We start from the raw sequence: 26,595 nt of genomic DNA, 5'->3' as shown, positions 1-26,595 counted from the left end.
TGTGAGCACCACCAGCACTGCGCCCACCCGCAACGCCACCAAGAAGGCGTGGGCCGACTGGCTCGACCAGCACGACATCGACGTGCCCGCCAATGCCAGCCGCAACGATCTGATCGCCCTGTGGGAGCTGAACCGCGACGATGCGGACAGCGACGACACGGCGGTCGAGTACCGCACCGACCTGGACCAGACCGCCCGCGACCGCGCCGCCGCCGGCCTGGACCTGCGGCCCGCACCTTCGTCGGACGACACCGGCGACGACGTGCCCGTCGAGCTGTCGTTCTCCACCGACAGCGGGGAACGCAAGGAACCCGAGCGCATCAAAATCCGTCTCGACGGGATGACCGCCTACCTGTACGAACCGAACGACGCCCTGCTGGTGCTCCTCGCCGGCAGTTTCGCACCGGGCGCCGACCCGACGTCGAAGGTCGCGGCGATGATGGACCTGCTGAACGCGAGCTTGGACGCCAACGCCCGCCAGCACCTGCGGCGCATGATGTACGCCACCGACGGCAGCTTCGACACCGATGTGCTCGCGGAGATGTCTGCGGCTGTGATCCAGCGGTGGGCGCCCGCACTCGCCGAGCGCGCCGACTTCACCGTCGACAAGCCGGAGAAGCCGAAGCTGTCCCGGCAGCAGCGCCGTCAGGCCGAACGCGCCAACAAGAAGCGGTAGTGCCGCTCCCCGCGCCGTGGGGAACACCGCCGGGTCGGTGGTCGCTCAACGGACACCCGTTCACCGTGGTGTGCCCGGCGACCACCGACCTTGCGCTAGCGCTGGTGGTCCCCGACAAGGAAGGCGGCGGCCTGTGGACCACGCTCGAGTGCACTGCGCGGTCGCAGCGCAGCACTGTCGCCGAACTCGTCCTCACGGATCCGCCACCGCGGGGCCTGGACCTGTTCGGCGACATCGCCGACGCCCTCGTGCACAGTCTGATCGGGTGGAAGCGCTGGGAGGCCGCCTACCTGTGGCAGCAGACCTTCTCGATGTGGCCGGCCATCGACGGCGAGCACCTCGGCCGCGGTGTCGACCTCGCCGCACTGCCACCGGCCCGGGCGACGAACACTGTGTACGCGTGGTGGCGGCGTGCTCTCAGCAGCGACGAGGACGCCTGGAAGACGTTCGAGAAGGACATGAAACGTGAACCACGCCGGGTGATCCGGCGTGAGGCGGCCAAGCCGCTCGGTGCCGAAGCGGCCGCCCAGCTCCAGGCAGTGGCGGCCGCGGCGGGTGCCCGGCCCGTGTCGAACAGCGCTGGTGTCCCCGACCAGCGCACCTGAGCACGTATCCTGAGCAAGAAGTTAGTTCGCGCTGCTGGCGGTTGGGGCCGGGTGCTGTAGGTCCGGGAGGCCGCAGTGACCCAGCCGTGGGCGACCGCGCACGTCGACGCAGAGCTGCACTACGGTGACCTCGACCAGGAACTCGTTCGTCGCCTGTCGCGGTCCTCGGAGATCGCCGCCCGCGCCGTGCAGAAGAACTTCACCCAGCTCTCCCAGAACGCTCAGAAGACGTTCGAGCGGATGGAGACAGCCTACGACCGCCGCATGCAGGCGCTCGAGAAGCGCACCGGCCGCGCGGTCGTCACCGTCAACAAGCGCCTCGACAAGGTGACGAAGAAGGTCGACGTCAAGGTCGACCTCGATCCGCCCTCGGTGCGCAAGAGGGTCTCGGCGGTCAACAAGGAGATCCGCGGAGTCGACAAACGCGTCGGTGTCGACGTCGATGTCGACAAGAAGGCGGCCGCGCGGGGTGCACGACGGGCTACCGAAGAGGCTCAACGCACCGCGAACCGGAACCCGGTCGAGATTCCTGTGCGCATGAACCGCATGACCGCGGTGAACACGCTGTCGACGACCATGTCGATGCTGACCGGGTTCGCGGTCCGGTCGACGAAGGTGCTCACCAAGTTCACCGCGCTCGCCGGGCTCGCCACAGTCGCGGTCGGAGCACTGGTCCCGGTGATCGGCGCACTCGGATCAGGGCTGGCCGCGGTTGGTGGTGCTGCTGGCGTGTGGGCCATCGGCGGTATCGCCGCTCTCGGGGCCGCCGCCGTCGGACTCAAGGTCGCGTTCACCGGTGTCGGTGAGGCCATCAAGAACAGTCTCGACCCGGAGAAGGCCGAAGAGTTCGCGGCCGCCATGGAGAAGCTCTCACCGGCCGCCCGGGAGACGGTGCGTGCGATCCAATCGATCGGGCAGGCATGGAAAGACGCCGGCGTCCAGGCTGCGGTGCAGGAGGCGTTCTTCGCGGGCCTGGCACCGGGTATCGCCCAGCTCACCCGCTGGATCACGCCGTTGAAGAACTCACTGATGACCGTCGCGGAGGGCTTCAACCTCGGTGCCGACAGTGCGCTGCGACTGATCAACTCTGCGAACGGGATCAGCGCCACTGGGCGACTGCTCGACCATGCCGGCCGGATGGGTGGGAAGCTCGGTCAGGCAGTGTTCGGCGCGATTCCGGGATTCGTCGCGTTGGGATCTGCTGCGACACAGGTTCTTTCACCGATGACCGATGGTCTGGGGTCGATGGCTGATGAGTGGTCGCGGAACCTTCTCGCCATGCAGGCCTCCGGCGAGCTGCAGCAGAAGATGCAGGGTCTGCTCGATACGGCGTCGCAGTTCGGGCGGGTCCTCGCCGAGGTGGGCACGATCATCGGCGGCGTGTTCCGGGCGGCGTCGGCCGCTGGGAACGGGAACCCGCTCGCCGGGTGGGAGGCGTCGCTGCAGAAGATCTCCGACTGGGTGAACGGCCCGGTCGGGCAGGGTGCGCTCACCAGCTTCTTCGAGTCCGCGACCGCGGCGATGGGTGCGATCCTGCCTGTGCTGCTGCAGGTCGCCGGGGTGATCGGTGCGGTCGTCGCTCCGATCATCGCCGACCTCGCGACGTCGATCGGGCCCGCGCTGGTCCCAGCTATCCAGGCGATCGGTGAGGGTATCGCCGGGCTGACGCCGATGTTCTCGTTCTTCGGGGAGGTGCTGGCCACGGTGATCCGCTGGATCACGCCGCTCCTGCCGCTGCTGGTGCAGATGGCGCCGTCGCTGCTGGTGATCGTCGGTGCCGCGATGGGCTTCCTCAAGGTCATCAAGATCATCGACCTGCTGAAGAAGGCGTGGCTGGCGTTCAACGTCGTGTTCGCGATGTCGCCGGTGGGCCTGATCATCACCGCGGTCGTCGCCTTGGTGGCGGCCCTCGCTCTGTTCTTCACCAAGACCGAGGTCGGACGCCGGATCTGGGAGACCTGCTGGAACGCGATCAAGACGGCCGCGGTCGCAGTGTGGGAATGGTTCAAGACCAATCTCCTGCCCGGCCTGCAGGCTGGTCTCCAACTCATCGGCCAGGTCGTGATGTGGCTGTGGCAGAACGTGATGCAGCCCGCATGGCAGGGCATTCAGGTCGTCATCGGTGTCGTCTGGAACATCATCAAGGGCTACTTCACGGTGTGGATGACCGTGATCCGCGCCGTCGCGGCCGTCGTGATGTGGCTGTGGAACACGATCATCTCTCCGGCGTTCCAGGGGATCCGCACGGTGATCGGCGTCGTGTGGGGGATTGTGCGCGGCATCTTCAACGCGTGGATGGCCGTGATCCGCACCCTCGCCTCGGTGGTGATGTGGCTGTGGAACAGCATCGTGCAGCCCGCGATCTCCGGGATCGGATCGGTCATCTCGACGGTCTACAACTCCGTGATCCGACCGGTGTGGGATGCGTTCAAGTCCGCCCTCGAGTCCGTCGGTGAGGTCGTCGGGAAGGTCGTCGGCTGGATCAAGGACCGCTGGAACGACATGTCGACCGGGTTCCGGATCGTCAAGGACAAGTTCGGCGAGTACATCGAGAACGTCAAGGGCTTCTTCACTGGCCTGTGGAACAAGGTCCGCGAGATCGTCGACAAGATCGTCGAGAAGTTCAACTCGATCAAGGACAAGGTCAAGGGCGCGGTCTCGTGGATTCCAGGTCTGGCAGTGGGTGGTCTCGTGCCAGCCCTCGCCGGCGGCGGTTCGGTCGCGGCGCGACGGTTGGCGGCCGGTGGGACGACAGCGTCGACCGCGATCGAGCCGGGCACGTTCATCATCAACGCCCGGCAGACGCGCCGGAACAAGAAGTTGCTGCGCAAGCTTGCCCCGTCGGGGCGCACTATCTCCGGGCCCGGCACCGGCACCTCGGACTCGATCGTCGGGAAGTGGGGCGGCAAGGAGAACTCGCGCGTCTCGACGGGCGAGTACGCGGTACCGCCCGCGCGCGCGAACGAGATCATGCCGTGGCTGCTGGCACTGAACGCCGGCGCAAAGGTCGGCCGCATGCTCGGCGACCTCCTGCCCGGGTTCGACGCCGGTGGTCTGACTCCGCACGCCCAGTCGGTGCGCAAGTACATCTTCGAGAAGTGGCCGAGCATCAAGGACATCGGCGGCTACCGGCCGCCGGACGGCTACAACGAGCACTCCACCGGTAACGCCCTCGACGTGATGATCCCGGACTGGTCCGGGGCTGGGAAGCGCACCGGCGACGAAGTGCTGGCGTGGGCGCAGAAGAACGCCGACGCGCTCGGTTACACGCACGCGATCTGGCAGCAGAAGTTCTTCCCGAAGTCGAACCCGGACGGGTCGATGATGGAGGACCGCGGCAGCCCGACGCAGAACCACATGGATCACGTCCACCTGTTCATGAACGACGAGCCGAAGGGCGGTATCGCTGCGGTCGGGGGCCCGGACTCGGCCGGGATAAGTAACAGCGACGCCGGGAACCTCGGATCGACCTCGTTCAGCAGCGGCAGCTCGTCGACGCCCATCGGGTCCGGGATCAGCACCAGCAGCGGCGGGTCGGCCTCCTGGGGCAACAGTGGCGGTGGCAGCAAGTTCAACAGCGCCACCGAAGCTAAGCGCGGCGGCGTCACCCCGGTGTGGATCGAGAACTGGCCGGCGTCGATCGGCGGCGGCGGATCCGGCGGGTCGGATCTGTCGTCGACGGTGTCCGGTGACCCGTCGAGCTTGTCGACCGGCAGCGGGAATCTGCCCGCGAAGAAGGACCTGAAGAAGGGCGCGTCCAAGCAGGACATGATGGACGCCGTCTACCGGATCGGCAAAGAGAAGGGCATGTCGGACGAGGAGATCCTCGCCGCCGGTGAGACCCTCCTCGCCGAGTCCGACGGCAAGAACTACGCCAACTCGAACGTCCCCGAGTCCCTGTCCCGGCCGCACGACGCTGTCGGCTCCGACCACAAGTCTGTCGGCGTCATGCAGCAGCAGGTCGGCATGGGCTGGGGCGAACTGGACCAGCTGATGGACCCCGAGTACGCGATCGGCCGGTTCTACGACGAGATGAAGAAGAACCCCGGATCGGGGCCGGCGCACCAGCGCGCCCAGAGTGTGCAGCGGTCGGCGTTCTCCGACGGATCGAACTACCTCGCGAAGGAAGGCGAGGCCAAGAAGCTGCTCGAGCAGTCGAAGAAGAACGCGCTACCGGTCACCCCGGAGGGCACGGTGCCGGTGACGGTGACCAACGGCGACGACGTGGGCACGACGCCGCCTCCGAGCGGCGCGACGCCCGCGCCGTCGACTCCTCAGGCCACCGACGCCAGCCAGGACATCGGACTACCGGACCTGTCGGGGAACCGGTCGACGATGGCGGGGAACACCGCGGCGTGGGGTGTGAAGCTCGGCATGTCCCGCGACAGCGCGGCCGCCAAGTACGCCGACCCGGCAGCGTCGGTGGCGAGCGCGTTCGTCGGCGGCCAGACCGCCGCGGCGCTCGACCCGTTCGGGTTCGACTACGAGCCGCACTGGAAGCAAGCCGGGCTGCGGTACATGCAGGACAACCAGCAGCGCGACGACGGCACCAAGACGCTCGCCACCGCGATCACCGAGCTCGCGAACCGGCCCATCCAGATCATCATTCAGGGCGGCGCGGGGGACTCCGAAGAGGTCGCGAACAAGGTGATGGATCGGGTCAAGGCAGAGCAGAAGAAGACGATGCGGAGGCACCTGATCACATGACGACCTTGTGTGAGTACGGCGACATCCAAGCGCCGATCTCGAACATCCGCCTCGTCGGCTGCGACGACGGCGACATCTTCCACCTGCTCGGTGATCAGGCCGGTGCGGAGGGCGCCGAGATCCTCGAAGAGGGCATGAAGGGGCTGATCGAGGCGCAGGTCCGCACCGTTGAGCGCACCCCGGTCCGCTCCGACGGCGCGATCCTGCGGGCGGTGAAGACCGCGGTCATGGAGATCGAGCTGGAACTGTCGATCTCCTCGCTCCTGGTCGACGAGAGCTTCGCGGAGGTCGATGGCAAGCTGCGCGAGGCGTTCAGTTTCGAGCTCGACCACTGGTATCCGGAGTCGACGCTGGCGCGGATCGAGTGGGAGACCGCCGACGGTGTGCGGTGGCTTGACGTCGTGCTGACCGCCGGCCACGAGTACAAGGTCGAGCGCGACCCGAACCGGCGCGGGTTCTGGTTCTGGACGGTGAAGCTGAAGGCGTACAACCCGTTCTGGCAGGCCGAACCGGACACCTCGCAGCAGTTGACGTTCACTGAGCCGGGCGTGCAGACGGTGATCATCTCGAATCCGACCGGTGTGCCGATGTACCAGCAGTGGTCGGCGACGATCGGGCAGTGGCGGCTCCCGGACTGCTCGTGGGCGGGCAAGAAGTGGGAGCGGGTGCCCGGCGGGCCGCACGCCGACCGCACCGTGCTCTACCCGCCGTTGAGCGAGGTGAACGGTGGCCTGGTCGTGGACTATCGGCCCGGTGAGTTGGCGGTGCGCGACAAGTACGACACCAACCTGATCGGTGTGATGCCTGTGCCGGGCGACTACCCGCAGTTCTGGGTGCCGCCGTTCACCCCGCCCACCGAGCTCGACGTCGAAGCCGTCGCGGTGCCCGAGAACGGGGCCGGGATCAAGCTCATCCAGCCACGCCAGTACCGGCGACCGTGGGGGCGTGTCTGATGAGCCTGTTCGCGACCGCAGAGTCGAAGACCTACCTCGCTGAGCGGGCACGTCTGGCCGCCGACGCCGAGACGCCGCCGCCGATGACGCCTGAGGAGTTGCTCGCCGAGTGTGACGCGATCCTGGCCGCTACCGAGCGTGCTCGCCGGTCGGAGGAACGCGCCCGACGCGACACCCCGGTCATCCGCCTGCACACCTCGGAGTGGGCTCTGGCGCACATCGTGGGGGACCCGCTGGCATACAGCTTCGAGTGGGTCGAGAACGACACGGGGATGGGCTCGACGACCCACCTGGCCGAGGCGCCGGAGGCGCGCTGGCTCGTCGACATCTGGGGGCGCGTCGAGCGGGGCGAGGGTGAGGCTCCGTTCATCACCGCCGACTACGTCGGCGGCCGGTGGGGTGGCTGCCTCGACGACGTGCACGTGGAGGAGACGAGCACCGGCGACCAGATCGTCGTCGCGACGTGGTGCCACGACTACGAGAAGCTCAAGTGGATCTACTGCTGGCCGACCCCGTGGTCGCCGGCGGCGCTGCAGGGCAAGGCGTGGATGATGGTCGGCCCGTCGGACTGGTGCGGTCTGGCGACGCTGATGATGAACCTGCATCGCGAGCACAACTCCCTGATCACGCTCCCGGACGATCCGCTCGACTTCTCTCAGTACGGTCCCGGCCTGGACCTGTCCGAGTGGCCGGTCGTGGTCAACCCGCGCTCGTTCGAGCTCTCCGCGATCGGCGGGGCGCTGTGGTCGATGCCGATCATCCGGATGAAGACTTGGCACGACGCGTTCGCTGCGATTCTGGCCGACGCCGAACTGTCGGTGCAGTGCGACCGCTGGCTCGAGGGCGACGACGAGCCGTGGCCGGGCGCGGGCCTGCGGCACGGCACGCTGGTTATCTCGATCGTCGACAAGTCGGGCCGGTACCACGGCGGTACCAGCGAGCGCGGGAATCTGTTCACCGGGCTGCAGCACACGGTCCGCGAGTTCGCCTCCGACTTCATCGACACCACGCTGGTGTCGGTGTCCGGGCAGCCCATGCCCGACGAGTACCTCCAGATCGGCGTGAAGAGCACGCACCGGTCGATGCCGTACGTGATCCTTCAACCTGGCATCACGCCGGGGGTCCTGTCTGCTGACTTCGGTATTCGTCCCGCTAAGGGAATCCAGATCCTTACCGGCGGTAAATCGATGCCGGGCGTGAATGAGGCGATCTCGGCGATCATTCAGGCGATCGGCGACATTGTCGGCGACAATCTCACCGTTCAGGGATACGGCGTCGGGTCCATCGGCGGCGCGATCGACACGCTGCTGAAACCGTTCTACGAGAACACGATCCTCGCGTGGACGGCGACCAAGAGCTTCCAGCGGGCGCAGAACGCCGGATGGGACCGCTACTTCGAGTTCTTCCAGGACGGCGCCGATCAGGCGTACACCCTCGCGAGTCTGATGGCGATCCGCACCGGCCTGTGGGCCACCCGCCGGCGGTTCACGCACGAAGTGAAGATCATCGACGCCTGCCCGTGGATGGTCGGAGACAACGGCGTCGGCCACATGTGGCTGTCCGATCGTGTCGGCACCACGGAGCCGGGCGACACCTCGGGGCGGGTGTGGCTCGACCGGATCATCAAGCTCACCCTTTCGGCCGATGAAACCACCTTCCACCCGGAATGGGATGTCGTGATCGGTGGGGAAAAGGACTCCGACCCGTTCATGACAGCGGTGGGACGCATTAAGGAAACGGTGACTCAATTGCACGATCTCGGATTGGCGGCGTAATGACGAAACGCGGAAAGAAGCGATCAGCGAAGCGGTCCGGGAATGTGGTTGCGCCGGAGTTCCCGCGGTACGAGACCACCGACTTCGACGATCCCGACGACTTCGCGGTGTGGGCGTTCGCGGGGCTGCCGCACATGAAGGGTGCGCCACTCGGGATGCCGATTCCCCTGATTCGCTGGATCTCGCGGCGACTGTGGGACTGCGGCTTCCGTCACCATCCGGAGCTGCGGACGATCAAGTACCGGCCCCCGCACGCCGGTATGGGCGTCGCCATGCTGTCGGCGGCGGGGGAGTGGGTGCCGATCGACGAGCCCGATCCGGAGCCGGACCCCGAGTCGCCGGCGGTGGCCGCGGCCCGGCAGGTCCTCGGCCAGCTCGCGCCGGGGCAGCGCCGCCAGGTCGTGAACGCCCTCGGCCTCACCCCGCAGGAGACGGCCGGCGACGACCCGCTGGTGCCGTACCGCAAGGCCGACGGCAGCACGGTGATGGTCACCCCGGCGCAGGCCCGCCGCTACGCCCGTGCGAAGAAGGCCCGACGTGAGGCCGCGTCATGACCTCACCGAACCTGAGCAATCCCAACCAGCGGCCCGACGCCGTCAACGCGGGCGACGGGATCTCGGCTGCTGCGGCGCAGTCCCGCGCCCAGTTCTTGCAGGGCCGGATGAACGGGGTCGGCGGGCCGCTCGGGCCGGTCGTCGCGTGGATGCTCGACGGTGTCGCCGGACCGATCATCGACGCTGCCGAGGAGTCCGTCGTCGAGGGCACCGAGTCGATCACGTTCGACAACATCGCTGAGCGGGTGTTCGAGGAGATCGTCGACATCCGGTCTCAGGTCACCGGACCGTTGAAGGATCTTCTCGACGCGCTGCTGGGCGACTACACCGGTGGCGATTCGGCGTTGCTGCAGATCCAGTCGTGGGCGGCTGGTCTTGGTGGTCTGGTGGGTGCGGTGCTCGGTGGCCTGCCGGATCTGTGGCCGGTCGGGTCGGCGACGGACGAGATCGTCAACATCCTGTGGAACCCGTCGTTTGAGGGCGCAGTCTCGGTCGAAGGCGACGGGACGTGGTTCTGGGATGAGGCGACCGGTCGCACGGCGGCCGGGGCGGTGTACACCGACGCCGACGGGACCGACCGGACTCTGCTGTCGGAGCGGCACGAGGTGCGCCAGGGGCAGAAGCTCCGCGTGGGCGGGCACGCACGCTGGTCCGGTGTGACGGCGGGGGCGGGCGAGTGCTTCGCCGTGCGGATCGCCGCGTTCGACGCCGACGAGGTGCTGGTGTCGTCGACGACGTTGGGGTCGGTGTCGTCTCCGGCGGCCTCGTCGGGGTCGTCGTGGGTGGCGATGGAGGGCAACTGGACGGTCCCGGCCGGTGTCCGATACGTGCGCGTCCAGATCGTCGTCACCGGCGCGGTGACCGCGGGCCGCGTGCATTTCGATGACATGCTCCTGGCGCACGTCGGGCGGATGCCGCAGCGCATGGTCGACGGCCTCGAAGCCGCGCTGACCGCACTCGGTGACTGGCTCGAGACACTGGTCGATCAACTCCTCGGCGCCCTCGGTCTCCCCGCGCTCGGTGGCCTGTTCGACAAGATCAGCGACCTGTCCGATGAGATCGACGCGTGGCGTGGCGATACCGAGGCGCGCGCCGGCCAGCTCGCCGACCTGATCGGGGATCTTCTGGCGAATCCGGCGAGCCGGTTGGGGATGATTCCGCAGGGCAAGATCACCGGTCTGGCCGACACGCTGGCGAACCTCGCGGCGAACTTCGGTGGCCTGCTCGAAGCGTTGACCGGGGACTACACCGGATCGGACACCGCGCTGGCCGGGATCCAGTCGTGGGCCGAGCAGGTCGGCGAAGACATCACCGAGGCCCTGGACGGGATCGAGGGCGCGACGACGGCCGCGGTGAACGCGGTGATCGAGGGCATGAACAACACCGGCGCTTACGCGGCGGCGATCATGGCGGCGATCTCGGCGGCGATCAACCAGACCATCGCGAACATCTTCGGTGACGGCGGCACGAAGTGGGGGCAGGAGGTGCTCGTCGCGTCGGGCCCGGTGACGACCGGCCCGAACGACATCCCCCTCGGCTTCGGCATGCCGTTCAGTGGGAAGATCACCGACCTCAGCTTCTACTCGTCCGACCACGTCTCTACCGGTAGCGGATCGAAGCTGACGGTCGAGGTCCGCAAGAACGGGTCGACGATCCGGACCGAGGACTGGACGGGCGGCACGAACTCGAAGAACGTCACGGGTCTGAACCTGAGCGTGGCGAAGTACGACCGGATCACGTTCTGGGTGACCACGGCGACGTCGCAGGCAGCGAACATGAGCGTGTCGGTGATGGGGGCATACGTCTGATGGGCTTCCTACTGCGCAGATCATGGAACAACCGCGGCGGTGCCGACCCTGCCCTGTGGGAGAAGCCGGTCAACCAGGCCTCGAAGTGGCTGGTCGGCAAGTCCGGGTCGCAGCGGATCCAGGGCGAGGGCGGCTCATTCTCGATCTCCAACAGCGAGTCCCGGAAGTTCGTCCTGTCGGTGTTCGTCGGCGACGGCGGCACCTGTCAGCTCGGCGGCGCTTCGGGTGCGAACACGGTGCAGATCAGCCGCAGCGGGTCGACGATCACCGTGACCGCGCGACCGAACTCCGGGAGCGCGACGACGAAGACCGCGACCACAGAGATGCCCGCCGACCGGTGGACGAACGTGTACCTCGAATGCGTACCGTCTGGGCTGCTGTCGAACCAGGTGACCATCACTTACCAGGTCGACTTCCTCTCCGGTGTGGAACTGCTGTCGACCGGTGATCTCTTCGGCAACTCCTTCCCGACGAACGGAAAGGCGCTCGTGTGCAACAGTCTCGCGGGCTGGTGCTGGTTCGCCGACGCGCGCCGTGGGTTCTTCGGCTGGGGCGCATCGACCACGATCCCGATCAGCGACGCGAAGTACCGCGAGGCCGTCATCAACAACGCGACCTGGGACGTCATCCCCGGCCTGTCCGGATCGGCGACCTGGGATCGCCCTACGGATGTTCGGTACTGCCGGGCATGGATCTTCGGCGGCGGCGGAGGTGACGGCGGTGACGGTGGTGATGGCGGCGACGGCCGGGATGGGCAGGAGAGGACCTCCAACACCAACTCGAATGTCCGTGGCGACGATGGCGGCGACGGCGGGCGCGGCGGATCCGGTGGTGACGGTGGACGAGGTGCGTGTAACCCCGCAACCCCGACCAGCGGCGGCAGCGGCAGCAACGGCAGCAGCGGCGGAAGTGGTCGCACCCACAGCGGCGCTCCTTACGCCAACCCTCCCTCGTACCGTGGCGCTGGCGGCTCGGGCGGCGACGGTGGCTCTGGCGGCTCGGGCGGGAAGGGAACACCGGCAACCTTCATTCAGCTCCACGTCATGCAGGCTCAGCTTCAAGTCTCCGGAGGTAAGGCGGGCAGCAAAGGATCGAACGGCAGCTCGGGGTCCAACGGCGTCAGCTACGGATCGAACGGCGGCAACGGCGGCTCTGGCCAGAATGGCGGGAACGGGACAGCGTGCGTGTTCGGTGGTGTCAGTTCGTGCGACGGGACGGAGATCTCGAACGGCAAGACCAGCTTCGGGGTGACGACGTTCGATCACGGGCTCGGCCTGCCGAACAACGACGGCGGCGTCGCGCTGTACCTGCAGTGGTGACCGGCGATGTGGACTCCTGAACCAACACCCACCGTCCCCCGCCCGGTCGCCGGGTGGGCACCCGCAGGGCCGCCCGCGGTGCCGCGGGATCCGGTGCGCGGCTGGACGAGCATGCCGTCGGCGACCGGCGTCATCGACGGCCACGGCCCGCTCGACGGCCTCCTCACCGCAGCACCCGACGCCCTCGCCGTCGGATACGGCGTCGAGCACGCGACCCTGCTGCCCGCCGACGCCGACGTGTGGGACCTGATGGCGCTCGCCACCGGCCACGGCATCGACGTCGCCGAGCTCGCGGCCGCAGTCGCCGGCGTGCCGGTCATCGGCCTCGGCGGCCAGGTGCCCGGTCTGGTCGCCGCGCACACCGGCGGACTCATCGACGGGCACGGACAGATCTCCGGTGTGCTCGCCGACGTCGAGCTCGCCGCCGTGGCCTCTGGGCTCGGTGCGCTGGGCTCCTCTGTCGTCGCCGGTCCTCTCGCTGGTGCTGCGCCGTGGGGTGCCGCGGGTGCAGTCGACGGGAGTTTCGCGGTCGTGCCTGTCGCTGCCGTGTCCATCGCCTACACCACGACGACGGCCACCGTGTCCATCCCGCCGTGGGTGCGGTACATCGACGCCGTCGTCCTCGGCGCCGGCGGCGGCGGGTCACGCGGCGGGCAGGGCTTTCCGGGCTGGCCCGGCCAGGGCGGGCGCGGCGGGCACTGGAATGCGACCACCTGGGACCGCGGCGAAAGCCGCAACGGCTGGGCGAAACTGTCGGTCACCGTCGGGACCGGCGGGACCGGCGGCGGGGACACCGGCGGCACCGGCGGATCCACCACCATCGCGGTCACCGGCGGCCCCTCGATCACCGGGGCCGGCGGAGTCGGAGGTTCCGGCCAGCCCGATCTCCTCGGCACGGACCGGGACGGGCAGGCCGCCCAGGGCGGCAACGCCGGCGGGTCCACACCGGCGCACCTGATCTACAACGGCGTCAACTACCCCGGTGGCGGCCCCTCGACCGGTGATACCGCGAACATCCCAGGGAGCGGTGGGCGTGGTGGCGGCGGAGCCGTCTGGCCGGGTTCGCCAGGATCGGGCCGAGCAGGAGGAAGGGGACAGGCATGGATCCGCTTCTGGATGTAGAAGATCCACCCGACGGTGACGGGTGGTGGCCGTCCCGTTTCGGTGTCGACCGCGACTGGTGCGACGCCCGCGGCACCGCCTACCGCGCAGTCACCAACCATCCGACCTTGCAGGCACGACGCCGCGGCGACCTCCTAGACCTGCGGCAGACCGACGACCGCACCGACCACACCTACAGACTCGTGCTCACCGAGCACGGATACCTCGCACAGAAAGAAGGATGACCATGGCCTACACAGCACCTCACCGACGGGCATGCGCCGAAGCGATCGCCGCACTCGGAGCGAAGATCACCGTGCACTCCGGCGACCCCGGCACCACCGGCGCCAACCGCATCGGGTCCCTCGAAGGGACGACGACGTGGGCGGCCGCCGTCGACGGCCCCGCCGACCCGGAGACCGGACGCCCGACCGCCGAATGCGTCGGCACCCCGGTCGCGTTCACGATCCCGGCGTCGACGTCGTGCACCCACTACGGGATCTGGAACGGCAGCACGTTCCTGGTCGGGGAGAAACTCACCCCGGGGATCACCGTGAACTCTGAAGGGGCGCTGCCGACCACCGTCACACCGCGTCGCCGGTTCGTCGGCTGATCCCTGACCGCGTCGGCGGGCATCTCCTGACCTGGAGGACCGCCGTGGCGATAGTGTCACCGTATGGAGAAGAACCATCTCTACTTCGGCGACAACCTCGACGTTTTACGGCAGTACATCGCCAGCGAGAGCGTCGACCTGGTGTATCTCGACCCGCCGTTCAACTCGAATCGCAACTACTCGGTGATCTTCACCAAACACGGTGAGACCGACCTCGACAACACTGCCCAGATCGAAGCGTTCGAGGACACCTGGCACTGGACACACACGACGGAGCACCAGTACAACGAGCTTGTAACCGAGGCTCCCGGCGCGGTCGCTGACGCCCTGACTGCGTTCCGAATCCTCTTGGGGGAGAACGATGCTCTGGCGTACCTCGTCAACATGGCACCGCGGTTGATGGAGCTTTACCGCGTGCTCAAACCGACGGGATCGCTGTTCCTGCACTGTGATCCGACGATGAGTCACTACCTCAAAGTCCTGCTCGATGGAATCTTCGACGCGAGGAACTTCCGTAACGAGATCATCTGGGAACGAGTCGCGGCCAAGGGCGGCAAGATGACTCGGCTACCTGCGAACCACGATGTGATCCTCTTCTACGCGAAGTCGAAGGACACCACCTGGCACGAGATCAGGACCGAGTACGACACCGAAAACCTCGACCCGAAGACCGCTTCCAAGTACCGGCACCGTGACGAGGACGGCAGGGTCTTCCGCCTCGGCCCCTTGCTCCACCCTGAGCAGGGCAAGCGACCTAACCTTCACTACGAGCTGATGGGCGTCACCCGCACCTGGCGCTGGGAGAAACCACGGATGGAGCAAGCGGTGAGAGACGGTCGTGTGGTCCAGAGCGCACCCGGCAAGGTGCCGGAGCAGATCATGTATCTCGATGAGCAGCCCGGGCGTCTGACCGGCGACGTGTGGACCGATATCAACGTGCTGAACTCGCAGGCAGCGGAGAGACTGGGCTACCCGACCCAGAAGCCCGTCGCACTCTTGGAGCGGATCATCGAAGCGGCAACCAACCCCGGTGATGTCGTCCTCGACCCGTTCTGTGGCTGCGGCACAACCGTGGACGCGGCACAGAAGCTCGGCCGACGGTGGATCGGCATTGACGTGACATACATATCCGTTGATCTCATTATCAAGCGGCTACAGCACACCTATGGCGACGCAATCCTCGACACCTTCGACACCACGGGCATACCGCAGGACTACGCGGCGGCGCAGGCCCTCTTCAATCGGGATGCGTTCGAGTTCGAGCGGTGGGCCGTGTCCCTGGTCGGTGCACAGCCGAATGAGAAGCAGGTCGGAGATCGTGGGGTCGACGGCGTGGGCCGCTTCATGCTGGACGGCAAGGGCGCAGTCGGCAAGTTCCTGGTTTCGGTCAAGGGCGGCAAGACGATCAACCCAGGGATGGTGCGCGACCTGCAAGGGACAGTGAAGACACAAGGCGCGGCTATGGGAATCTTCATCACGCTGGCCCCGGCCACGAAGGGCGTCACCGAGGCGATCGCTCACGGCGGTGTGTGGACCCATCCGGCCAACAGCCAGACGTTCCCTGTGTTGCAGCATGTGACAATCAAGGACCTCATGCAGGGCAAGCGCCCTCAGCTTCCGCCGACAATGTTCAAGCCGTACATCGCCGCAAAGAAGCAGAAGCCGAAGGCGCAGAACGAGGGACTATTCGACCTGTGAATCGCCCCAGACACGCGCACGAGCGGCCCTCAGACTCCGGTCTGGGGGCCGCTTTCGTCGTATCCTTGGACCCGGAGGACCGAATGCCCAACCACCATCCATCCCGCTCATGGCGAGGCTGCGCGATGTGCAAGCCACACAAACGCCGCGGACAAGGACGCGCCCAGCGTGATCCCGTCGCCGTGCAGCGTCAGCTCGGACTCTCGCGCCGATACAGCCGACACGACGCCGGACTGTAGCCTGCGCCCGGCCTCAGCACCCCTTGCGGTTGGACGTCCTGCTGAACCCGCACCCGGCGGAGCACGTCTGAGTCACTTCGAATACTCGGGGCCCGGATCCGTATCCCCGAACGCCGAGCGGGCGAGAACTCTCCGTGACGACGCCGACGCCGCACTCGGGACACCGCTCAATCAGGCCATGGTCCTCGATACCGTCCATGCCTCACCGTATGCCCGGACATGTATGCATTGAGTCGGATTCGATGGAACCGAACCGCTCGCCGCTGCGTCTAACCCTGCATGGACGACTTCACCCGCACCCAGCCCATCGGCGACCAGATCCGCGACCTCGCCGCCCGCGAAGAACCCGCACCGCTCACACCCGGCGACCTCGCGCGCCTCGACCGGATCGACGCCGTGCTCCGCGACGCTCTGCCGACGACGCCGACACGATGAGTCGTCCGATTAGCTGACAGGGCAGGCCGGGTTACCCTGGTATGCGTAGTGCTGCTGGCGGTTGGGGCCGGGCTCGGTCCCGGTTCTCGTTCCAGCGCACGTCATCTGCTGCTGGCCGTGGGCCGGGCGACATCGTCGACCCGGAGGCCCCCATGGCAGAGAAGGTTCTCGCCTACGACCGCAAGATCGTCCCGCAGGAGACCGGCTGGTGGTGCGGACCAGCGTCGGTGCAGATCGCCCTCAACGCGCGCGGCATCGTCAAGTCCGAACGCGAGCTCATGCTGCGCCTGGAGCGGTACGAGGGCAACGTCAACGGCCGCGGCGAGGTGTACGACGACGGCGACGGCACCGACCACATCGGGCAGGTCACCAGGGTCCTCAACGACTATGCGCCGGCCGCGAAGATGGTCACGGTCGAGTACCCGAAGGACCCGCCCACGCAGGCACTCAAGGACCAGCTGTGGAATCATCTGCGGCGCTCGATTGACGCTGGCTACGGCATGGTCGCGAACATCGTCTCCCCGCGATCGAATCGGTGGAAGATCGCCGCGCCGTCCACGGTCGCCCCGAACTACGGGACCGGCACGGTCTGGCATTACGTCGCGATCATGGGCTACTCCGACGTCGGAGGGCGGAAGGTGTGGGTCGCCGACCCGGGCTTCTCGCCGTTCGGGTGGTGGGCGACGCTGGACTCGCTGGCGTCGCTGATTCCGCCGAAGGGATACAGCTACTCCACCGCGGCCGCGGCGACTGCTCCGGCGCCCGCGCCGGCACCGGCCGCCCCGGCGATCCCGAAGTTCACCGAGACCCGGGATATCGGGCAGTCACACTCGCCGCGCACGAGGTCACCGATCAACTTCCTGTTGCACACCTCGCAGTCGACCGGCGGTGCGCGCGCTCTGGCGAACTACTGCAAGAACCCGGCCAACCAGGCTAGTTACCACTACATCCTCGGGGGCGGCGAGCTCATCCAGATCGTCGACACCTCACGCGCGTCGTGGAGCGTGCTCGACGCGAACGCCTACACGATCAACCTGTGCTTCGCGGCCAGCTTCGCCGAGTGGTCGCGCGAGGAGTGGTTGAAGCGCCGCGACGACATCCGGGTCGCCGCCTACATCGCCGTCCGCGAGGCCCGCAAGGCCGGGATCTCGGTCGAGGTGCTGCGTCCGGGCCCGTACAAGCGCGGCTCGGGGATCTCCGATCACAAGTACGTGACCGAGGCGCTCGGGATCGGGAACCACACCGACGTCGGCAGCGGATTCCCATGGGACGTGTTCGCCGCCGACGTCGCCGCGTTCGTGCAGCCCGCCAGCGTGCCGGCGAACCTGATCGACGCCGAGGCCGCCCGCGCCGCCGGGTGGATCGGGAAGCGCCTGGCCCCGGTCGGCGCCGCCGGAGAGACGATCATCCGCCGCGACGGCCGCGAGGTCGGCCGGTTCGTGCCGTACGAGCGAGGGCACATCTACTGGAAGACCGGCACCCGGCAGGCGTTCGCCGTCCCGCACGCCGACCCGCAGATCCCCGGGTCCGGTCTGTTCGAGACCTGGGGTGCGGACTACCGGTGGGAGCAGGGGCCGCTCGGCTTCCCGATCCTCGCGCACACCGTGGTCACCAACGGTGCGGTGCAGGCCTTCGAGGGCGGCGTCCTGTTCCGGAAGAACGGCAGCGCGCGCGGCTGGGCGGTGTGGGGCCGAATCTACGACGCCTACCGAGCGAACGGCTCCGAGCAGGGTCCGCTCGGCTGGCCGACCTCCGCTGAGGAGAAGGTGCCCGGCACCGACAACCTGGTCCAGCACTTCGAGCACGGCCGCCTCATCTGGTCGCCGTCCGGCGTCGCAGTCCTCATCGACACCAAGGAGATCGCAGCATGATGTTCACCCGCGCCTACTGGCAGGACCTCGCCGACCGCGCGCTGCGGACCGCGGCGCAGACTCTCATCGCCGCCTGGGCAGGCGGGCAGGTCAACCTCCTCGACATCGACTGGGCCCAGTCCCTCGGCCTCGCTGGCGGGGCCGCCCTCGTCTCGGTGGTCTCGAGCATCGCGTTCCCGGGACCGGTCGGCGGCCGGCCAGCGGAGGAGTCGTACGTCGGGAAGCGGCGGCGCGAGCCGTGAGGATCCGCCGCGGCCAATGGCGGCCACTCATCCCCGAGCGGTGGCGCACCGTCGTCGTCGGCGTGATCCCGCTGTCGGTGCTCGTCGTCGGCGTCGACTACCTGCTCGGCGAGTCGTCGACCGCGCTCACCCAGATCGAGCTAGCAGCCCCGATCTGGGTGTGGGGTCTCGCGCTCGTAGTGTCCGGGCTCCTCACCCTCGTCGGCTACGTCGGCCGGTGGCGGCACGTCGCGATCGGCGGCCTCCACGTCGGCGGCGCCCTGATGATCACCCTCAGCGCCGGTATCGCCGTCGAGACGATCGACGGAGACGGCGGTTTCCGGTGGCCGTGGCTGTACGCGGCGGTCGGGATCGCGTCGTGGGGTGCCGCGCTCGGCTACTGGATGCAGGTCGAACCGCCGCCGGAGTGCGTGCAGCCCTGCCGCCGGGAGGTCTGATGGACTGGGACACCCCGCCAGCCGGGGTGCCGTGGCCGGTGTGGCTGCTCCTCATGCTCGTCGGCGGCCCCGCCGGCCTGTCGCTGCTGTTCACCAAGACCGCCGCGGCGCTCCCCGGTGCCCTCGGCGCGGCAGGCCGCTGGTGGCAGACACGGAAGACCCGGAAACTCTTGGAGATGACGGACCCACCGTCGGCGCGGATCGATGACGCCGAGATCGCCCGGTTGACCCGCCGGTACGAGGGCCTGGCCGCCGACGCCGAGCGTGACCGTGAGCAGCACCGCGCCCAGATCGCCGAAGTCCGCGCCGAAGTCGCCGAACTCAAAGCGAGCCTGACGTTGGCGAATCAGCGGATGTGGGCGGCGATCGGGTACATCCGGGTGCTGGTCGACGCGATCCGCCGCATCGACCCCGACCACCCGATACCAGATCCGCCTGAGCGACTCCGCGACCTCATCTGACCCGATCCGGTAGGTTACAGTCATGACGTTTACCTATCGGATCGGTCGGTCGTGAGTCGCGCATACGGATGGGACGGCGGCCAGATCGTCCCAGCCGAAGCCGACGTAATCCGCGACCTCGCCACCAAGACCATCGCCGGCACACCGACAGCCCACCTCGTCAAAGACCTCAACGAGCGCGGCATACCGACCGTGACCGGCGCCCGATGGTCCACCCCGACCCTCGGCAGGCTCCTCAAGAACCCGCGCCTCATCGGGAAGCGGCAGGCCCGCGACGGCCAGCTGATCGACAATCCCGACGCGCCCCCGATTCTCGACCTGGACACCTGGAACGCCCTGCAGGCGGTCATGCGCAGCGAAGACCGGCAGCGGTTCGCGCCCACCCGGCACCGCGAAACTCTCCTCGCGGGGCTGCTGCGATGCGGACGCTGCGGCGGCCCGCTCTACTGGACCGGCGGGGACGCGTTCTCGTGCGGAGACACCGACTGTAAGGGTGTCCGCATCCAGCAGGCGATCGCCGAAACTGAGATCACCGAACGCGTCCTCGTCCGGTTGACCTCGACTGGCTGGCTCGACGCCCTCTCGGCCGCCCTCCACAGCGTCGACGCGCAACGCGACATCATCGCTGACTGCGACGCCCGGATGGTGCGCCTCGCCGAGGAGTTCGGTGCGGGCGGGAACCCTGCGGCCTTCGAGGCCGGCATGGCCGCAGCACGCCGCCGCAAGGCCGAAGCGGAGGCAGCCCTCGACGCCGCGGTGGTCGCCAAGGCCATGCCGTCTCTCGCCCCGGCTGATGTGGTGCAGTGGTGGACCGACGCGACGATGAAAGACCACCGCGCCGTCCTCAACCTCCTCATCGACCACGTCGACGTCGCCGCCCGCAAACCCGGCCGCACGGGCGCCGACCGCCTCGACATCGTGTGGAAGGAGTCGGAGACGTGATTGCCGTGATCCAATTCCGGGGATATTCCGGGGATCGAGTGTCCCGGAACGACGAAGGCCAGGTCAGAAAACGTCTCTGACCTGGCCGTTCTCCGAGCCGCCTGGGGGAATCGAACCCCCGACCTATTCATTACGAGTGAATCGCTCTGCCGACTGAGCTAAGGCGGCGTGCTTCCTGCGAGAGGCAGCGGGAATGATCGTACCGACTGACCCTCGGACTGGGCAAAACCGGGTGGAGCGAGCTAACGTACAACTTGTGTCTAAGGCGTATTCAGCCGCGGAGCGGGTGTACGACGAGGTCAAGGAACTCATCCTGACCTGCGAGCTCGCCGGTGGCGAACTGGTCAGCGAAGGCGAGATCGCCGACCGCTGTCAGGTGAGTCGCACCCCGGTGCGGGAGGCCTTCCTCCGACTTTCCGCCGAGGGCTGGATGCGCCTGTACCCCAAACGCGGTGCGCTGATCGTGCCGATCGGCGAGCGTGAAGCACGCGAGGTGCTCGACGCCCGTCTGCTGATCGAGGGGCATGCGGTGCGCGACGTCGTCGCTCGGGAAGACGGGGCCGCTGAGCTTGTCGCCGCCCTGCGTGCGAATCTCGATGAGCACAACGGTGCCCGCGGTGAGGAGTTCGCTCGCATCGACACGCAGTTCCACCAGCTGATCGTCGAAGCCGGACGCAACAGCCTCCTCACCGGCTTCTACACGTCGCTCGGCGAGCGTCGTCGTCGAATGACGGCCGCGAGCGTGCACCGCGACCCTGCGGTGGCACGGCGCATCCGCGACGACCATGCCGCCCTGGCCGACGCGATCGCCGCGGGTGACGCCGACGCGTTCGATCGGCTCCTCCGCGAGCACCTGGCCGGCGTCCACGAGCTGCCGGGAGCGCGACGATGAGTGTGCGGCCCTGGATGGGCGTCAGCCTGGCAGTCTTCACCGCGGCGTGGGGCGGCAACGAGTTCACTCCGCTGCTGGTGATGTATCGGTCGCAGTCGCACGTGTCCGAGGTGGTGGTCGACGCGCTGCTGTTCACCTATGTGCTCGGGATCGTTCCGGCGCTGCTCATCGGCGGCCCGCTGTCGGACCGGTTCGGCCGCCGCCGATTGATGCTGCCCTCGCCGGTCATCGCCGCCGCCGGTTCGGCGCTGCTCGCGGCCGGTGCTCATTCGGTTCCACTGCTGGCGGCCGGCCGGGTGCTCAGCGGCATCGCGCTCGGCCTGGCGATGGCGGTGGGCGGCAGCTGGATCAAGGAGCTGTCCGACCGCGACGGCGCGACGGTCACCGCCGGGGCTCGTCGTGCCGCCCTCAGCCTCACCGCCGGATTCGGGCTCGGCGCGGCGATGGCCGCCGTGCTGGCGCAGTGGGGACCGTGGCCGAATCAGCTGGCATACCTGGTCAACATCGCACTGGCCGTCGTGTCTTTCGTACTGCTCGTCCCCACCGCGGAGACCCGGGAAGGCTCGGCAGCTGGGCGATTGATCGACGACCTGAAGATCCCGTCTGCCCTGAAGCCGCAGTTCTGGCTCCAGGTCGCGCCCGCCGCCCCATGGGTGTTCGGTACCTGCGCCGTGGCCTACGCGGTGATCCCGGCGCTGCTCACTGTGGAGACCGGCGGCTGGGAGATCGTGTTCGCGGGCGTGTGCTGCCTGGTCGGGCTCTCCGCCGGATTCGTGGTGCAGACCGTCGGTCGCCGCGTGGACACGCCCGGGTCGCCTCGCGGAACGGTGGTCGCGATGCTCCTCGTCGCCGCCGGCATGGTGCTTGCCGCTGTCGCCGCGCGCGTCCTCACCGTGCCCCTCGGGATCGCAGCAGCCGCCCTCCTCGGGTGCGGCTACGGCATGACCCTGATCTCGGGACTTCTTGCGACACAACGGATGGCGGGCCCGAACGATCTCGCCGGTCTTACCGCAGTCTTCTACGGTCTCACCTACCTCGGCTTCGCCAGCCCGGCGATCATGGCGTGGATCCACGGAAGGTTCGACGTCGGCTATCCTGCCATGCTGATCTTCGGTGCCGTCGTGGCTTTGTTGTGCCTGGCAGTGGTACTCGGCGGGTTCCGCCTCACCCGCCGGTCAATCGGAGTCGAGATCCCGACCGGCGCGAAGCGCGACCACCGGGAAGAGGACGTGCTGGTGCGGTCAGCCGATCAGTCCGGATAGCCGTTCGGATTCTGCGACTGCCAGCGCCACGAGTCGGCGCACATGTCGTCGACCGAGCGGGTGGTCGCCCAGCCGAGCTCGGCATTCGCCTTGGCCGGATCGGCCCAGTTGGCGGCTTGGTCGCCGGGCCGGCGCGGGGCGACCTCGTAGGGGATGTCCCGGCCGCTCGCCCGCGCGAACGCATCGACCAGCTGCAGTACCGAAATTCCTTGGCCGGTACCGAGATTCCATACCGACCAGGGATCGTCGACGACGTCGAGCCGGTCCAGGGCCGCGATGTGCCCGGCAGCCAGATCCTCGACGTGGATGTAGTCCCGTACGCCGGTGCCGTCGACGGTGTCGTAATCGTCGCCGAACACCGAGAGCTTTTCGCGCCGGCCGACGGCGACCTGCGTGATGAACGGCATCAGGTTGTTCGGGTACCCACTGGGATCCTCGCCGATCTGCCCGCTCGGATGTGCGCCGACCGGGTTGAAGTAGCGGAGCACGGCGATCCGCCAGGTGTCGTCAGCCACCGAGACGTCCCGCAAGACCTGCTCGATCATCACCTTGGTCCAGCCGTACGGATTGGTGGCCGAGGTGGGCATGTCTTCGGTGCGCTGCAGCACCGGGTTCTCGCCGTACACCGTCGCCGAGGACGAGAACACGAATTTCCGGACCCCGTGCGTGTCCATGGCGCGAAGCACCGAGAACGTGGAATCCAGGTTGTTCTCGTAGTAGTCCAGCGGCTGCGCGACGGACTCGCCGACGGCCTTGAAGCCCGCGAAGTGGATCACCGCGTCGATCGGCTCGGCCGCAAACACCGCCTCGGTCGCCGCGCGATCGGTCAGGTCGACGCGGTGAACCGGAATCGTTTGCCCGGCAAGAGCTTCCATCCGCTCGATCACCGAGGGCTTGGCGTTGCTGAAGTCGTCGGCGATCACCACCTCGTGACCGGCGGCCAGCAGCTGCAGGGCGGTGTGGGAGCCGATGTAGCCGGCTCCTCCAGTCACCAGTACGCGCATGGGATTCCTTTCGACAGGCTCAAGGGGCGGGGAAGGCCTCAAGGGGCGGGGAAGGCCTCAAGGGGCGGGGAAGGTCTCAGGGCGGGGACAGGCTCAAGGGGCGGAGAAGTCCTCAAGGGGCGGGGGCGGGTAAGGCCTCAATGGGCGGGGACGGGCTCGAAGGGCGGGGACGAGGGGCGGGGACGGGCTCGAAGGGCGGGGACGAGGGGCGGGGACGGGCTCGAAGGGCGGGACGGGGCAGGTGGCGGGGACGGGGCTCACCTGCCGGGGTGGTCTCGGGGCGGACATCTCATGGAGACTCGACGGTGCGTTGGGTCTTCGCGTACTCCGCTTCTACCGCAGACTTGACCGGTTCCCACCACTCGCTGTGGGTCCGGTACCAGTCGACGGTGTCGGCGAGGCCGGTCCGGAAGTCGGTGAAGCGAGGAGTCCAGCCGAGTTCGGTGCGCAGCCGCGTCGAGTCGATGGCGTACCGGCGGTCGTGGCCGGGGCGGTCGGTCACGAAGTCGAAGGCGTCGGCGGGCTGCCCCATCAGATCCAGGATGGTCTCGACGACGGTGCGGTTGTCCACCTCACCGTCGGCCCCGATCAGATAAGTCTCGCCGATCCGTCCGCGCTCGATGACGGCCCACACGGCGTCGTTGTGGTCGTGCACATGGATCCAGTCACGGACGTTGCGGCCGTCGCCGTAGACCTTGGGTCGGATGCCGGTGAGCACGTTGGTGATCTGCCGCGGGATCAGCTTCTCCACATGCTGGTACGGCCCGTAGTTGTTGGAGCAGTTGGAGAGGGTCGCGGCCACGCCGAACGAGCGGACCCAGGCGCGCACCAGCAGATCGCTGCCGGCCTTGGTGGAGCTGTACGGGCTCGACGGGTTGTACGCGGTGGCCTCGGTGAACTTCGCGGGGTCGTCGAGGTCCAAATCGCCGTACACCTCGTCGGTGCTGACGTGGTGCAACCGGACGTCGTGCCTGCGCACCGCCTCCAGCAGCGTGAACGTGCCCACGAGGTTCGTCTGGACGAACGACGACGGGTCGCGCAGCGAGTTGTCGTTGTGCGACTCGGCGGCGAAGTTCACCACCAGATCGGACTCCGCGACGAGCGGATCGACGACGGCGTCGTCGCCGATGTCCCCACGGACCACGCGCACCCGGTCGGCCACCGGATCCAGGGTGTGCGGGTTGGCGGCATAGGTGAACTTGTCGAGCACGGTGACCTGGGCACTGGGGCGCGTGGCGAGCGTCTGCAGGACGAAGTTCGCTCCGATGAACCCGGCCCCGCCGGTCACCAACACGCGCATCTAAGGCTTCCCTTTGTCGAGTGGTCGTTGCGGCCGACTCTACCGCTACGCTTGCCGCATGCGCGGAATCATCCTGGCCGGCGGCACCGGGACTCGCCTGCACCCGATCACGCAGGGTGTGAGCAAACAGCTGGTGCCGGTCTACGACAAGCCGATGGTCTACTACCCGCTCTCCACGCTGATGCTGGCCGGGATCCGTGACGTCTTGGTGATCACCACCCCGCACGACCGCCCCGCCTTCGAGTACCTCCTCGGCGACGGCTCCCGCTTCGGGATCTCGATCTCGTTCGCCGAGCAGCCGGAGCCCAACGGTCTCGCGCAGGCCTTCGTGATCGGCGCCGACCACATCGGCGACGACTCGGTCGCGCTCGTGCTGGGCGACAACATCTTCTACGGACCGGGTCTGGGCAGCCAGTTGCAGGGATTCGGGAACGTCGACGGCGGCGCGATCTTCGCCTACCGGGTCGCCGACCCGTCGGCGTACGGCGTCGTCGAGTTCGACGGTGAGGGCCGGGTGATCTCCCTGGAGGAGAAGCCCGCCGAGCCGAAGTCCCGCTACGCGGTCCCGGGGCTGTACTTCTATTCGTCCGATGTCGTCGAGATCGCCCGGGGCCTGCGTCCGTCGGCTCGCGGCGAGTACGAGATCACCGATGTCAACGCCGAGTACCTGCGCCAGGGACGTCTGCGCACCACGGTGCTCCCGCGCGGCACGGCCTGGCTGGACACCGGGACCTTCGATTCGCTCCTGGATGCCGGCAACTTCGTGCGGACCGTCGAGCAGCGGCAGGGCATGAAGATCGCCGTGCCCGAGGAGATCGCCTGGCGGATGGGCTACTTGAACGATGACGAACTGCGGTCCCGGGCAGGCGATCTCGCCAAGTCCGGGTACGGGGATTACCTGCTCGACGTCCTCGACCGCGGCCCGGAGCTGTGACCTGTCCGTACTGTGGCGTACGGATCCGGTCAGCCGTGCGACACTGCAGGTCGCTTCCCGTTCGACCGCGCTGGCGGAGGAGCTACGTGACAGTACGGACAGGCGGGCTCGCTGCCCGGAAAGGAACACATGCAGGTACGAGAGCTGTCCATCCCCGGAGCGTGGGAGTTCACCCCGGTGCAGTACGACGACGACCGCGGAGTCTTCCTGGAGAGCTTCACCGCCGAGTCGCTGTCCGACGCGGTCGGGCATGAGTTCACCCTCGCGCAGGCGAACACCTCGGTCTCGGCCGCGGGTGTGATCCGCGGCATCCACTTCGCCGACGTTCCGCCCGGGCAGGCGAAGTACGTCACCTGCGCGAAGGGGGCGGTCCTCGACGTGATCGTCGACATCCGACTCGGTTCGCCCACCTTCGGCCAGTGCGACGCGGTGCTGCTCGACGACGCCGACCGCAAGGCGGTGTATCTCTCCGAGGGCCTCGGCCACGCATTCTGCTCCTTGGAGGACGGATCCACCGTGACCTATCTCTGCTCGGCCGGCTACAACCCGAGCGGCGAGCACGGCATCGATCCACTCGATCCCGCCCTCGCGATCCCGTGGCCGTCGGTGGCCCGGGACGGAACGCTGATGGAAATCGTGCTGTCGGAGAAGGACCGCGACGCTCCCACTCTGGCCGAGGCGGCCGAATCGGGCCTGCTGCCCGGGCACGACGAGGTCGCCGAGTATCGGGCGAGGCTCGCCCGCTGAGCCCGCGCCGACGGACGGCT

Annotated in this window: 24 protein-coding genes and 1 tRNA gene; 22 read left to right on the top strand and 3 right to left on the bottom strand. The window is 67.9% G+C overall.

What is annotated here, in order from left to right:
• Position 1: 1 nt before the first annotated feature.
• The 18 genes from C6V83_RS18055 (at position 2) to C6V83_RS17960 (ending at position 20,436) form a co-directional block, all read left to right on the top strand.
• Positions 2 to 676 (top strand): hypothetical protein, encoded by a 675-nt coding sequence (locus tag C6V83_RS18055; protein WP_105943586.1) that lies wholly within the window; start codon positions 2 to 4, stop codon positions 674 to 676.
• Positions 676 to 1,281 (top strand): hypothetical protein, encoded by a 606-nt coding sequence (locus C6V83_RS18050; RefSeq protein ID WP_105943585.1) that lies wholly within the window; start codon positions 676 to 678, stop codon positions 1,279 to 1,281. The genes C6V83_RS18055 and C6V83_RS18050 overlap by 1 nt, the downstream gene beginning before the upstream one ends.
• A 75-nt stretch (positions 1,282 to 1,356) precedes the next feature.
• On the top strand, positions 1,357 to 5,988 hold the full coding sequence (locus C6V83_RS18045) for a phage tail protein (protein ID WP_105943584.1): 4,632 nt from the start codon (positions 1,357 to 1,359) through the stop codon (positions 5,986 to 5,988).
• Positions 5,985 to 6,941 carry a hypothetical protein gene (locus tag C6V83_RS18040; RefSeq protein ID WP_105943583.1) on the top strand — a complete coding sequence of 319 codons (957 nt, stop codon included), beginning with the start codon at positions 5,985 to 5,987 and terminating at the stop codon, positions 6,939 to 6,941. Before C6V83_RS18045 ends, C6V83_RS18040 begins: the two co-directional genes overlap by 4 nt.
• Complete coding sequence (locus C6V83_RS18035; RefSeq protein ID WP_105943582.1) at positions 6,941 to 8,716, top strand: Gp37-like protein; 1,776 nt, start codon at positions 6,941 to 6,943, stop codon at positions 8,714 to 8,716. The genes C6V83_RS18040 and C6V83_RS18035 overlap by 1 nt, the downstream gene beginning before the upstream one ends.
• On the top strand, positions 8,716 to 9,270 hold the full coding sequence (locus C6V83_RS18030) for a phage gene 29 protein family protein (RefSeq protein WP_105943581.1): 555 nt from the start codon (positions 8,716 to 8,718) through the stop codon (positions 9,268 to 9,270). Before C6V83_RS18035 ends, C6V83_RS18030 begins: the two co-directional genes overlap by 1 nt.
• Positions 9,267 to 11,078: a hypothetical protein gene (locus tag C6V83_RS18025; protein ID WP_105943580.1), complete on the top strand. Its 1,812-nt coding sequence runs from the start codon at positions 9,267 to 9,269 to the stop codon at positions 11,076 to 11,078. The genes C6V83_RS18030 and C6V83_RS18025 overlap by 4 nt, the downstream gene beginning before the upstream one ends.
• 179 nt (positions 11,079 to 11,257) lie before the next feature.
• Positions 11,258 to 12,397: a hypothetical protein gene (locus C6V83_RS18970; protein ID WP_159067566.1), complete on the top strand. Its 1,140-nt coding sequence runs from the start codon at positions 11,258 to 11,260 to the stop codon at positions 12,395 to 12,397.
• A gap of 6 nt (positions 12,398 to 12,403) precedes the next feature.
• Positions 12,404 to 13,519 carry a glycine-rich domain-containing protein gene (locus C6V83_RS18005; RefSeq protein ID WP_159067565.1) on the top strand — a complete coding sequence of 372 codons (1,116 nt, stop codon included), beginning with the start codon at positions 12,404 to 12,406 and terminating at the stop codon, positions 13,517 to 13,519.
• A complete protein-coding gene (locus C6V83_RS18000; protein WP_105943575.1) occupies positions 13,498 to 13,743 on the top strand; it encodes a hypothetical protein in 246 nt (81 codons plus the stop codon). The genes C6V83_RS18005 and C6V83_RS18000 overlap by 22 nt, the downstream gene beginning before the upstream one ends.
• A gap of 2 nt (positions 13,744 to 13,745) precedes the next feature.
• Entirely contained in the window at positions 13,746 to 14,111 is a 366-nt protein-coding gene (locus tag C6V83_RS17995; protein WP_105943574.1) for a hypothetical protein, read from the top strand.
• A 63-nt stretch (positions 14,112 to 14,174) separates the two neighbouring features.
• Positions 14,175 to 15,809 carry a DNA methyltransferase gene (locus tag C6V83_RS19040; protein WP_105943573.1) on the top strand — a complete coding sequence of 545 codons (1,635 nt, stop codon included), beginning with the start codon at positions 14,175 to 14,177 and terminating at the stop codon, positions 15,807 to 15,809.
• Positions 15,810 to 16,327: 518 nt separating this feature from the next.
• A complete protein-coding gene (locus C6V83_RS18435) occupies positions 16,328 to 16,483 on the top strand; it encodes a hypothetical protein (RefSeq protein WP_159067564.1) in 156 nt (51 codons plus the stop codon).
• 152 nt (positions 16,484 to 16,635) lie between these two features.
• Positions 16,636 to 18,354, top strand: a complete 1,719-nt coding sequence (locus C6V83_RS17980; protein WP_105943571.1) for a C39 family peptidase — start codon at positions 16,636 to 16,638, stop codon at positions 18,352 to 18,354.
• The gene (locus C6V83_RS17975) at positions 18,351 to 18,596 is read left to right on the top strand and encodes a holin (protein ID WP_105943570.1); all 246 of its coding nucleotides are present in this window, start codon (positions 18,351 to 18,353) and stop codon (positions 18,594 to 18,596) included. The genes C6V83_RS17980 and C6V83_RS17975 overlap by 4 nt, the downstream gene beginning before the upstream one ends.
• Positions 18,593 to 19,033 carry a hypothetical protein gene (locus C6V83_RS17970; RefSeq protein ID WP_105943569.1) on the top strand — a complete coding sequence of 147 codons (441 nt, stop codon included), beginning with the start codon at positions 18,593 to 18,595 and terminating at the stop codon, positions 19,031 to 19,033. Before C6V83_RS17975 ends, C6V83_RS17970 begins: the two co-directional genes overlap by 4 nt.
• Entirely contained in the window at positions 19,033 to 19,494 is a 462-nt protein-coding gene (locus C6V83_RS17965) for a hypothetical protein (protein WP_159067563.1), read from the top strand. The genes C6V83_RS17970 and C6V83_RS17965 overlap by 1 nt, the downstream gene beginning before the upstream one ends.
• Before the next feature lie 51 nt (positions 19,495 to 19,545).
• Positions 19,546 to 20,436 carry a recombinase family protein gene (locus C6V83_RS17960; protein ID WP_105943567.1) on the top strand — a complete coding sequence of 297 codons (891 nt, stop codon included), beginning with the start codon at positions 19,546 to 19,548 and terminating at the stop codon, positions 20,434 to 20,436.
• Between the two features lie 95 nt (positions 20,437 to 20,531).
• Here the strand turns inward: C6V83_RS17960 and C6V83_RS17955 are convergent.
• Positions 20,532 to 20,604, bottom strand: a tRNA-Thr gene (locus tag C6V83_RS17955).
• Positions 20,605 to 20,692: 88 nt separating this feature from the next.
• Here C6V83_RS17955 and C6V83_RS17950 point away from each other — a divergent pair.
• Together C6V83_RS17950 and C6V83_RS17945 are read left to right on the top strand one after the other, a co-directional pair.
• Positions 20,693 to 21,328: a GntR family transcriptional regulator gene (locus C6V83_RS17950; protein ID WP_234353800.1), complete on the top strand. Its 636-nt coding sequence runs from the start codon at positions 20,693 to 20,695 to the stop codon at positions 21,326 to 21,328.
• Complete coding sequence (locus C6V83_RS17945; RefSeq protein ID WP_105943565.1) at positions 21,325 to 22,590, top strand: MFS transporter; 1,266 nt, start codon at positions 21,325 to 21,327, stop codon at positions 22,588 to 22,590. Before C6V83_RS17950 ends, C6V83_RS17945 begins: the two co-directional genes overlap by 4 nt.
• On the opposite strand, the gene galE is transcribed toward C6V83_RS17945, so the two are convergent.
• Together galE and rfbB are read right to left on the bottom strand one after the other, a co-directional pair.
• Entirely contained in the window at positions 22,578 to 23,594 is a 1,017-nt protein-coding gene (galE, locus tag C6V83_RS17940) for a UDP-glucose 4-epimerase GalE (RefSeq protein WP_105943564.1), read from the bottom strand. The genes C6V83_RS17945 and galE overlap by 13 nt on opposite strands.
• 289 nt (positions 23,595 to 23,883) lie before the next feature.
• A complete protein-coding gene (gene rfbB, locus C6V83_RS17935; protein WP_105943563.1) occupies positions 23,884 to 24,894 on the bottom strand; it encodes a dTDP-glucose 4,6-dehydratase in 1,011 nt (336 codons plus the stop codon).
• Positions 24,895 to 24,952: 58 nt separating this feature from the next.
• Here rfbB and rfbA point away from each other — a divergent pair, with 58 nt between their 5' ends.
• Both rfbA and C6V83_RS17925 read left to right on the top strand, forming a co-directional pair.
• A complete protein-coding gene (gene rfbA, locus C6V83_RS17930) occupies positions 24,953 to 25,828 on the top strand; it encodes a glucose-1-phosphate thymidylyltransferase RfbA (RefSeq protein WP_105943562.1) in 876 nt (291 codons plus the stop codon).
• A gap of 129 nt (positions 25,829 to 25,957) precedes the next feature.
• Complete coding sequence (locus C6V83_RS17925) at positions 25,958 to 26,575, top strand: dTDP-4-dehydrorhamnose 3,5-epimerase family protein (protein ID WP_105943561.1); 618 nt, start codon at positions 25,958 to 25,960, stop codon at positions 26,573 to 26,575.
• The last annotated feature ends 20 nt before the right edge of the window (positions 26,576 to 26,595 follow it).

It is taken from the genome of Gordonia iterans (genome assembly GCF_002993285.1).
Lineage (GTDB): Bacteria > Actinomycetota > Actinomycetes > Mycobacteriales > Mycobacteriaceae > Gordonia > Gordonia iterans.
This window is presented reverse-complemented; position numbering and strand designations above follow the sequence as displayed.